Origin of the sequence: Synechococcales cyanobacterium T60_A2020_003 (assembly GCA_015272205.1) — a bacterium.
Taxonomy (GTDB): Bacteria; Cyanobacteriota; Cyanobacteriia; order RECH01; family RECH01; genus JACYMB01.
In genome coordinates, this window is record JACYMB010000224.1 from 1 (window position 1) to 9380 (window position 9380).

11 protein-coding genes and 3 pseudogenes are annotated in these 9380 nt (G+C 51.8%); 8 read left to right on the forward strand and 6 right to left on the reverse strand.

Annotated features, from left to right (window positions below):
* The first annotated feature begins 221 nt into the window (after window positions 1-221).
* The 6 genes and pseudogenes from IGR76_11275 to IGR76_11300 all read left to right on the forward strand — a co-directional run bounded on the left by IGR76_11275 (window position 222) and on the right by IGR76_11300 (window position 2573).
* Window positions 222-488, forward strand: a pseudogene (locus IGR76_11275) (hypothetical protein).
* A gap of 347 nt (window positions 489-835) precedes the next feature.
* Entirely contained in the window at window positions 836-1129 is a 294-nt protein-coding gene (locus tag IGR76_11280) for a hypothetical protein (GenBank protein MBF2079073.1), read from the forward strand.
* Window positions 1122-1550 carry a type II toxin-antitoxin system VapC family toxin gene (locus tag IGR76_11285; GenBank protein ID MBF2079074.1) on the forward strand — a complete coding sequence of 143 codons (429 nt, stop codon included), beginning with the start codon at window positions 1122-1124 and terminating at the stop codon, window positions 1548-1550. The genes IGR76_11280 and IGR76_11285 overlap by 8 nt, the downstream gene beginning before the upstream one ends.
* Window positions 1551-1557: 7 nt before the next feature.
* Entirely contained in the window at window positions 1558-1842 is a 285-nt protein-coding gene (locus IGR76_11290; protein MBF2079075.1) for a hypothetical protein, read from the forward strand.
* 106 nt (window positions 1843-1948) lie between these two features.
* A complete protein-coding gene (locus IGR76_11295) occupies window positions 1949-2185 on the forward strand; it encodes a hypothetical protein (protein ID MBF2079076.1) in 237 nt (78 codons plus the stop codon).
* Window position 2186: 1 nt separating this feature from the next.
* Window positions 2187-2573, forward strand: a pseudogene (locus IGR76_11300) (type II toxin-antitoxin system VapC family toxin).
* Window positions 2574-2673: 100 nt separating this feature from the next.
* Here the strand turns inward: IGR76_11300 and IGR76_11305 are convergent.
* Window positions 2674-3372: a GntR family transcriptional regulator gene (locus IGR76_11305; protein ID MBF2079077.1), complete on the reverse strand. Its 699-nt coding sequence runs from the start codon at window positions 3370-3372 to the stop codon at window positions 2674-2676.
* A 74-nt stretch (window positions 3373-3446) separates the two neighbouring features.
* Window positions 3447-4710, reverse strand: a pseudogene (locus IGR76_11310) (Zn-dependent hydrolase).
* A gap of 289 nt (window positions 4711-4999) precedes the next feature.
* Here IGR76_11310 and IGR76_11315 point away from each other — a divergent pair.
* Window positions 5000-5401 carry a gamma-glutamylcyclotransferase gene (locus IGR76_11315; GenBank protein MBF2079078.1) on the forward strand — a complete coding sequence of 134 codons (402 nt, stop codon included), beginning with the start codon at window positions 5000-5002 and terminating at the stop codon, window positions 5399-5401.
* A 109-nt stretch (window positions 5402-5510) separates the two neighbouring features.
* On the opposite strand, the gene queG is transcribed toward IGR76_11315, so the two are convergent.
* The 4 genes from queG to IGR76_11335 all read right to left on the reverse strand — a co-directional run bounded on the left by queG (window position 5511) and on the right by IGR76_11335 (window position 8408).
* Entirely contained in the window at window positions 5511-6455 is a 945-nt protein-coding gene (gene queG / locus IGR76_11320; protein ID MBF2079079.1) for a tRNA epoxyqueuosine(34) reductase QueG, read from the reverse strand.
* Between the two features lie 6 nt (window positions 6456-6461).
* Complete coding sequence (locus IGR76_11325; GenBank protein ID MBF2079080.1) at window positions 6462-7256, reverse strand: M48 family metallopeptidase; 795 nt, start codon at window positions 7254-7256, stop codon at window positions 6462-6464.
* Window positions 7249-7704 (reverse strand): NUDIX domain-containing protein, encoded by a 456-nt coding sequence (locus IGR76_11330; GenBank protein ID MBF2079081.1) that lies wholly within the window; start codon window positions 7702-7704, stop codon window positions 7249-7251. The genes IGR76_11325 and IGR76_11330 overlap by 8 nt, the downstream gene beginning before the upstream one ends.
* Before the next feature lie 230 nt (window positions 7705-7934).
* Complete coding sequence (locus tag IGR76_11335) at window positions 7935-8408, reverse strand: hypothetical protein (protein ID MBF2079082.1); 474 nt, start codon at window positions 8406-8408, stop codon at window positions 7935-7937.
* Window positions 8409-8563: 155 nt separating this feature from the next.
* Here IGR76_11335 and truB point away from each other — a divergent pair.
* The coding region (gene truB, locus IGR76_11340; GenBank protein MBF2079083.1) for a tRNA pseudouridine(55) synthase TruB at window positions 8564-9380 on the forward strand (817 nt) is incomplete at its 3' end.

A 9380-nucleotide genomic window follows, 5' to 3' on the forward strand; every position in this document is an offset into this window, starting at 1 on the left:
TTGGTTTACCTCGATGCTGCTTATAATCTTAGCAATCATCTCTTAGCAGACCAGTGCCGGTAATTCTGGATCGGTGTTCCATCTTGGAGGTGATGCTTACCGTTTTTGACCACCTGCTGGCTTTGACAATGAGGTCAGGGCATAGCTAGAACTGGTTCACTACCTTTTTCATTCTATCCATCACTTATTAGGCGACCAGTGCCGATTTTAGAGATACGCAAATAATTCAGCCTTTACTAGATTTGCTAAATGATGACGCATCAAGCGTTAGATCAGCTGCTTCTGAAGCTTTAGGAAAAATTAGTCAAGATGAATCATTGCTTATTGAATATCTTCCAGATTTAGTTAATCGTATGACTCAGGATCTAGGAAAAGATGTGCAAAATCTGATTACTACTATCCAAAACCATTGTCAATTCTACAACTATGAGCTTTGGCAAGAAGCAGAATCAATTCAAAAAGCAACAACTAAACTAGGAGATCAATGATGCTAACGATCCAAGTTCCCCCCGATCTCGAACAGTAACTCACTCAACTCGCCAATCAGCTCGATCTTCCCCTTGAAACCTTTATTCTGCAATCCCTCCAGCAAATTGCTGCAGCCGATTCCGACGACACTCCAAAAATCGAAGTTCTCTCCGGGATTTACCGTGCCCTAGCGGATGTCAAAGCGGGTCGCATTAGTCCCGTAGAAACCTTGTGGGATAACGACGGGAATGACTGAAGCCCCATCTGTCCAAGTTTTCATTGCCGACGCACTTAAACGGGAAGCCCGCCATCTCAGAAAATGCGACCGACTCGACCCAACCCCCTGCAAACCCCACCAAGCAAACCCATGACTAAAACCATCACCCTTACCCTACCCGATGCCCTTGAGCAAGCCCTAGCCCAAACTGCGGCCCAAGCCAACCAGTCCACCGAAGAGTTCATTCTGCAATTACTCACCCAAACCCTTATTGGTCAAGAAACTCCAGTGGTGGCGACTCCCTCAGAATTGCTCGACGATCCATTGCTGCAATTAGCAGGATGCATTACCAGCGATGTTGGCGATGCAGGCGATCGCCATGATTATTACCTGGGCAAAGCCATCTACGACGAAATGCACCCAGACGAAACGCAAGATGACTAAGCTGTTTGTAGATACTTCTAGATGGGCCAGTTTTTTCGACAGCAGAGAACCAACCCACAGGCAAGCCGCACAGATTTTGACAACGGCTTACCAAAATCAGCACACTATTGTCACGAGCAACTACATCCTTACAGAACTGGTTTCCCTGTTGCATAGTCCACTGCGGATTCCCCGATCAAAGCTCTTCACCATCATTGATACCATCAAAGCCACCCCCTACCTGGACATTATTCACATCGACCTTGCCACAGATGCCGATGCCTGGAATCTATGCAAATCCCGTTCTGATAGAGCCTGGTCGCTGGTAGATTGCAGTTCGTTCATTCTGATGCAGCGGCAAAATATTCAAGCCGCTCTCACCACCGATCGTCACTTCGATCAAGCAGGTTTCATCCGTTTACTCAATTCATCTACCCTCTGAGTGATCCATGACCAATCAACCTAAAGTGCAACAACATTTCAACGCGCCTGTAGCGGGTGTTGCAGGCAATGTCGAAGGGAACATGATTATCTATGCGCCCGACCCTCAAAAGATTGCTGCCGAACAACAGATCCAAACCGTAGTCAACAAACTTCAGCAAACAAAACAACTACTCTATCGATTCCAAAGTGTGAGGGGCGATCGCTCCTCTATCCTCTTCTTAAACGGGCGTTGGCGGAGCCTCTGCAAAGCAGAATCGCTCCCATGTCTTAAAACACAGCCATTAATGTAGAGCATACGTACAATAGAGTTACGCTCTAACCGTGAAACGATCGATCGCAACCTCTAGGCTACTTAAGACATCTTTGCAGCTATCTATATTAGTAAAACAATCTCTTATGCTTGAATTTGAACAGTTAAAAGAAGATAGTTCATCCCTACCCGAAACCGCCCAGTCGCTGGTTGTAGACTTCGTTTCGTTTCTCAAACAACGCTATACCCAATCTGAAGACATCACCCCGCGTCCCCTAGATCTACAAAATCAACCTTTTGTCGAGATTTGGAGCGATCGCCCCGATATGCAAGACAGTACTGCTTGGGTCAGACTAGTCAGACAACAGCACTGGCGCAATTGACATGTCTACCGTTCTAGTTGATACAGATATTCTGATTGACATTGCCAACAATGACGCGATCGCGCAGTCGCGGCTCATCCGTGAACGCTAAACGGCTGTTCTGGCAATTTCTACAATCATCGTCATGGAACTCATTGTTGGATGCCGTAACAAGGTTGAATTACAAGCACTTGAACAGTTTCTAGCTCAATTCCAGATTTTTACATTAACTAGGCAGATTGGCGATCGCGCGACTGAACTCCTTCAAACCTATTGCCTTAGCCACAGATTATTGATTGCCGATGCCTTAATCGCCGCCACTGCAATTGAGAATCAGATCCCATTACTTAGCAAAAATCAACGCGACTTTCGATTTCTCCAAGACCTTAGCTTATTGCCCTATCCTTAAGCCCGTAACGCAGAAAGTGCCTGAATGAAAATTGTCTTACTCTACTCTCTTTTCCAACAGGCGATCGCTTGATTGCAGCAAACGAACATCTCCAGACCGATCACGATTGAGCATCGCTGTGAAGAGACTGTAATTCAAGAATGACGCGGTCTTTGCTGGCCTTTAAGTGGTCTTGGATTGCCGCCGCCGCTAGCTCTGGATTCCGGTGGGCGATCGCCTCATAGATTTGGCGATGTTCTAAGCGGATCTCCAGCACATTCGGATTGTTCAGCGTGGTTTGAATGCGCAGCAGCAACATCCGATCAAACACATGATCGAGTAAAGACGTGAGATAGCTATTGCTCGAACTTTGCGCCAACAGTCGATGGAAGCGATAGTCCAGATCGAGTAATTGATAATTTCGCAATTGTTCCTTGGGCGTGGGCGATAGTTTCTCGGCTTGTTCCACCAGCGCTTGCAGTTCGGCAATCTGCTCCTGAGTGGCGTTGGCACAGGCTTGGGTTACCGATAGACTCTCCAGGGCTAGGCGACAGTCATACAGTTCAATGGCGTCGGTCACCGATACGGTGGTCACCCGAATCGCCCCACTGTCATCGGCGATCGCCAATTTTGCATGCTGAAGCAGGCGCAGCGCTTCTCGGATTGGGGTACGGCTAACCTGAAGCTGTTCGGCAAGCTGCGTTTCCACCAAACGTTGTCCGGGCACTAACTCCCCCGACAAAATGGCATTACGCAAGGCTTGATAGGCTTGTTCTTGTAGCGATTTTTGCCGTCGCAACGGTTGAGCAGGCAACACCAAAGGGATAGACTCCAGAAAATCGTTTTCGGAACTGGTTGCTTGGTTTCAGAACAATGGATTGTATCCAGGATACATTAGTTTTCAGAACGCGACCGATAGTGCTGATCCAGCTTTAAGAGGGTCTGTAACAGCACCTCTGCACCCATCGCGCCTTGTTCAGGCGAGGTATATTCGGTCTCAGCATGGCTAACGCCCGCCTCGCTAGGCACAAAGATCATGCCCATGTCGGTCAAGGTCGCCATCTCTTGGGTATCGTGGCTGGCGCGACTCGGTAGTTGCATTGCACTCAGCCCTAGTTCCTGGCACACCTCTGCGATCGCCGCTTGGATGTGAAGCCGCGCTGGAGCCGGATCATTGGGAAGACGGGGTTGGATCTGAATTTTTGTTCCTGTTTCTATGGCGATCGCCTCCATAATTTGCTGCAATTCCAGCATCATGGCATCGATGTGAGCATTGGACAGATCGCGAATATCCAGCTTGAGATTAACCTGTCCCGGAATCGTATTGGCCGCGTTGGGCAGCACCTCCATCCAGCCGACGGTTGCCACCTGTTGTCCAGACTGATTGGCAATCCGGTTCACAGCCAAAACAATTTGAGCAGCGGCAACGAGGGCATCCTGACGCATCCCCATCGGTGTTGTACCAGCGTGGCGTGCCATACCCATCACCGAAATAAATATAGTAGCGCCGTTGTCCCACAATCCCTTCGACGATCCCAATCTGCACCCCCGCCGTTTCTAAAACCGGGCCTTGTTCCACATGCAGTTCTACAAAGGCCGCGATTTCCTCAGAGCGTCGTTGTGCCGTAGCGATTTGCCCCCAATCTCCACCAATCTGAGCTAAGCAAGTCTGAATTGATGTGCCATCTAGCCGTCCGTAGTAGCTGGGGTTGGGCACAATATGTCCGGCGATCGCCTTACTGCCAATCATGCTGCTTTCTTCGTCAGTGAAGACGATCACTTCAACGGGATGATACAACCGCTTCTGATGCTCATTGAGCGATCGCACGACTTCTAGCCCCGCTAAGACCCCATAGGCTCCGTCGTAGCGCCCGCCGTTGGGAACGGTATCAATGTGGGAACCTGTTGCCAAAGCGGGGGCATGGGCATCGGTTCCGGCATAGCGTCCAATAATATTGCCTGCCGTGTCTAGGCGGACGCTCATTCCGGCTTCCGTCATCCAGTGCTGAATTAAATTCCGAGCTTCAATGTCAGCGGGCCTGTAGGCTACCCGATCAATCCCTCCCGTTTCTGTGTGCCCAATCTGCGACAGGCGGGCAATGCTGGTATTGAGGCGATCGCCATTAATCGACAGGGTTAAAGCTGGGGTTAGCGTCATAGCAAGCCTCTGGAGATATCAGATCCAAACACATCAACGAAAAAATCTTGATTGGATCTCCTATTGCTCTGCACCCAGGAGAACATTGGAGCCACACTGTATACTGTATACAAAAAATATGATTTAATGCACAGGTATACGCAAAACCGACTTGTTGCAAATCACCTGGCCAATGTTGGATCTGAGATATTGGATCTCAGTAGGGCGATCGTCTCGGTCACACTATTTCTCACTGCTACCGTTTACCTATCCTTGAGCGAACTGAAACTTTTTTTGTGTAGGAGGCAACATGACACCCTCTCCAAAGCGGGTCTTCATTTGTGGATCGGCTCTACGCGGACAGCCTGACCACGGCAATCTTCAATCCGCCACGTTTATCCGTACGACCAAAACTCAGCCCCTTTACCGTCTCCACGCAGCCGCAGATGGCTGGCATCCTGCCATTTACCAGGTTGAAACAGGCGGAATCAGCATTCCAGGCGAACCGTACGAACTGACACCGGAGCAATACGACCACTTAGTCTCCACTGAGCCTCCGCATATGTATCCCGCCAATGTGCTGCTAGAAAGTGGCGAAGTGGCTACAGCAATGCTGTATCCACGCGAATTGGTTGACCAATACCACTGGCCTGACATTTCCCATCACGGGGGCTGGGCAGCGTACAAACAGGCCACTGCAACTGTGGGGTAGAACGGAACCGAACCAAACGTCTGAGGTTCCGCTGTTGAAGGGGGGCGTTAGGGGGAGCGAACCATTGGTTTACCCACTTTCTAAACGTTTCGGATGCGTTTTACCCCATTCAGGGCTGCGCCTGCGCTTTCAAATTACTCCGCGCATTGCGGCGCATCATGTCGGGCTTAATTCGTCGCAGAGCCGATGCCTGAAAGCGGCGATCGTAGTCTTCCTGGGATAAGGTGGATAACTCTTCCAGTTTCGGAGCAAGGTTCCACGGATAGGGTTGGAAGCCCTCGACATCGGTAGGTGTGGCAAAGCGCTGGTTCCACGGGCACACGTCCTGGCAGATATCGCACCCTGCGACCCAGCCGTTTAGGGTTTGGGCGATCGCTTCTGGTAGTTCCGGCGCACGATTCTCGATGGTGTGATACGCAATGCAGCGATTCGCATCTACGACGTAGGGTTGGGCGATCGCCCCAGTGGGACACGCATCTAAACAGCGGGTACAGGTTCCGCAATGGGAGGTATGGGGGGAATCGGGCGGCAAGTCTAGATTGGTGAGCACTTCGCCCAAAAAGACCCAGGAACCGTACTCCCGCGTGATCACGTTGCTGTTTTTGGCGATCCAGCCCAGTCCGGCCTGCTGCGCCCAAACCTTATCCTGCACGGGGCCAGTGTCGGCGTAGTATCGAGCCTGGATGCCGTCGCCTTGGGATTCCAGCCATTGCGCCAACTGTTTCAGTTTTTTATGCAAAATGCGGTGGTAGTCCCGTCCCCAGCCGTAGCGCGAGATTTTGGCGATCGCCGGATCATCAGCATGAGCATGGGGGGTGTAGTAGTTCAACGCGACGCAGATGAGCGATCGCACCGTGGGCATCACCTCCCGAATGGCCTGCCGTTTGGGGTTCGCCATCCAAGCCATATCAGCCTGGTAGCCCTGGTTTAACCATTGGGTTAACGCAGTAGCAGACTTGGCGATCGCTGTTTCCGCTCCATCCACAGATGCGATTCCCACTTTGTGGAATCCGAGGTCTAGCGCCTGCTGCTTAATCTGCTCAGCGTTCACCATTAGAAATTAGGACGCCTCCTCAACCCATTGCGGCACGTATTTCCAAGCGTCCCGCAGTTCCTGATCCTTCCATTCATAGTGGGAATCAATTTCGCCAACGAGGTTCCAGAACCGGGACGAGTGGTTCATGTGAACCGTATGGCACAGCTCATGGACAAAGATGTAGCGCACCAAATGAGGGGGCAGAAACAGAAGCTTATAGTTCAGGCTGATGTTTTTTTTGCTAGAGCAACTCGCCCAGAGGGTGCGCTGCTTGCGAATGGAAATGTCATTACAGGCGAGTCCAACGTCGTGGCTCACCTGCCGCAGCCATTGGGGTAAGTGCGCCTTTGCCTTGTGGGCTAACCAATGACGGAGAGCCTCTTGGCAGAGATCAACCGAGCTAATATCGCCTTCGATGGTGAGACGGTTTTCGCCTGTAACCCGGTAGCGGAGGCGATCGCGCGATGCGGCAGTGTAGGCAATCTCCCAGGTTTCCGGTAACGCTCCCAGCACAATCCGATCGGGGCGATCGCTCACTAAATCCTGGGGCAGACTTTGCCGCTCGGCCTCTAGGCGATTCAGCGTCTTTGCAATCCAATCCTGGCGATCGCGCACAATTTCTGACAAGCGGCGATGGCTAAACCCCTTCGGAATCACGAGTTCAATGCGGCCACTGCGGGACACCTTGATGCTGACGTTCTTGGCGCGGGCACTTTCTCGCACCGAATAGGGTACATCTTGCAATCCTGCGATGACTGTAGATGAGTCCAGGGAATTCGCGGAGGCGGATGGTGAGTTCGAAAACTTTACTTTAGTCATCTGACACCCTCGCAATCGGGGAATGCTGGTCAAGAAAATCGAGCAAAATCTGACGGTGGATCGCGCCGAGGGGACGGATATCGCCTGCCCGTTCGGAGTAGCGATCGCCCCGGTGAATATCGGCGACGGACAGTAACCCTAGATCCCACCCTTCATTCAATTCCAGGGCGTATATGGGAACCGTCAATGGCCCGTGGAAGACGTGGCGGATGATTTGCGCATCTTTGTAGACCCGAAACAGGCCCATGGTGGGTGGACGGTACCCAATTTCTTCGGTAAGTTCTCGAATCACTCCCTCCCCTGGCCGTTCGCCCGGGTCTAGATGTCCCCCAAAAAACGCCCAAACCCCCGGATACAAAATCGTGGGAATGTTATCCCGAAGCTGCATCAGAAATTGGTTGTCTTGATGCAAGATGGCGATCGCCACCTGAATCGGCTCTTGAGACATGGGATGATTTCTCCTCCGACTCAAACCAGAAACATCATTACATACCCCTCGACCGATTTTGCAAGGGAATCGCTGATCCCCAAAGGCATCTATGGCGTACATCGATTCAAGTCTAGAATTGGATCCACCCTATCCATGCCCCAAGCTTCGTTCAGCCCCTTGTTTTAAACGTGAGACTTGAGCGGTGAACGCCCTGAGGATGGGGCGATCGCGCAAGCTACAACAACCCGCTAATCCCTGGCTAAGGCTCGATCCAAGACGGCTCGTGCCTCCTCGGCTTGACTGCGTGCCTCCCGGTAACGAACGTTGGACTGGGCAAAGGCTTGTAATACCTTAAATCCCTTTTTGAGGTGAGTTAGCTCTTCCTCCGTCAGCGTTTCATCGCTAAACAGCTTGTCGATCTGCGATCGCACCTGCATGGCCTCTGAACGGGACGACTGCACCTTCATTTTGAGATTGGCGAGGTTGCTGAGGACCTGCACCGCTTGGGTCACGGCATCTTCATCATCGGCGGGTGGCAAGGGTGACTCGCGGACTTCAATAAACTCCTGGGGACTGAAGCCATCCGTCAAATCGGTAGCAAGCTCACCATTCTCCATCAGCTCAATCAACTGTTCCATCGCTTTGTCCCGGGCTTTATTGGAGTCCTTGCCGGGAACCGAAAGAATGACCTCAGGATTTTGGGCTAGGGTGTATTGAACCATAAGTATAGTACATTTGTTTCATTTCCTGCCTTTCATTCTACTGCCAAGAGCAAGATTTAGACCAGCAGTTCTGAAAAAACTTGGCGGCGTTTTCGGTGAGGAGATGTGGCACACTGGGAAACGTTGCGTTGCCGGATTGTTTGACTGTATCGCCTGTGGATGGATTTTTGAACCTTGATAAACCTAGCCAGTGGACGTCCCACGATTGCGTCGCGCGGGTGCGACGGTTGCTGCGCCAGAAGCGGGTTGGTCATGCGGGCACCTTAGATCCCGCCGCAACGGGCGTACTCCCCATTGCCCTTGGGAAGGCCACCCGATTATTACAATATCTCCCCTCTGATAAAGCGTATCGGGCTACGATTCGGTTTGGGGTGACGACGACCACGGATGATCTGGATGGAGAGGTTCTTACATCCCATGCTCCAAACTTGAGTTTGACAGACGTTCAGGCGCACCTTCCGATGTTTATTGGACGAATCCAGCAAATTCCCCCCCAATACAGCGCCATTCAAGTTCAAGGTCAGCGCTTATACGATCTAGCGCGGCGAGGGGAGGTGGTTGACGTGCCCTCTCGAACCGTTGATGTCTACAGCATTTCCGTAGTGGACTGGCGATCGCTCGACTATCCAGAACTCGTCGTGGATATCGAGTGTGGAGCCGGAACCTACATCCGATCCATTGCCCGTGATCTGGGTGACGTTCTAGGGGTTGGAGCCACCCTTGCAGCCCTCCAGCGCACCGTAAGCAGCGGATTCCGGTTAGTGGAGAGTTTGACCGTCGAGGAACTAGACCAGCAGATCGAGGGCGATCGCCTAACCCTGATTTCCCCCGTCCAAACTCTGCAGCACCTGTCCGCAATGACCCTAGCGCCCGAATCGGCCCGTCGCTGGACCTTAGGGCAACGACTCGCTCCCTGCGATTATCCGATCCAAAGCCCTGGAACCTATCGCATCCATAGTCTAGATGGACAGT

Coding starts and splice junctions, on each gene's coding strand:
- IGR76_11330 (MBF2079081.1), bottom strand. CDS start 7,704: ATGTCTCAAGAGCCGATTCAGGTGGCGATCGCCATCTTGCATCAAGAC.
- IGR76_11280 (MBF2079073.1), top strand. CDS start 836: ATGACTAAAACCATCACCCTTACCCTACCCGATGCCCTTGAGCAAGCC.
- IGR76_11285 (MBF2079074.1), top strand. CDS start 1,122: ATGACTAAGCTGTTTGTAGATACTTCTAGATGGGCCAGTTTTTTCGAC.
- IGR76_11290 (MBF2079075.1), top strand. CDS start 1,558: ATGACCAATCAACCTAAAGTGCAACAACATTTCAACGCGCCTGTAGCG.
- IGR76_11315 (MBF2079078.1), top strand. CDS start 5,000: ATGACACCCTCTCCAAAGCGGGTCTTCATTTGTGGATCGGCTCTACGC.
- IGR76_11295 (MBF2079076.1), top strand. CDS start 1,949: ATGCTTGAATTTGAACAGTTAAAAGAAGATAGTTCATCCCTACCCGAA.
- queG (MBF2079079.1), bottom strand. CDS start 6,455: ATGGTGAACGCTGAGCAGATTAAGCAGCAGGCGCTAGACCTCGGATTC.
- IGR76_11325 (MBF2079080.1), bottom strand. CDS start 7,256: ATGACTAAAGTAAAGTTTTCGAACTCACCATCCGCCTCCGCGAATTCC.
- IGR76_11335 (MBF2079082.1), bottom strand. CDS start 8,408: ATGGTTCAATACACCCTAGCCCAAAATCCTGAGGTCATTCTTTCGGTT.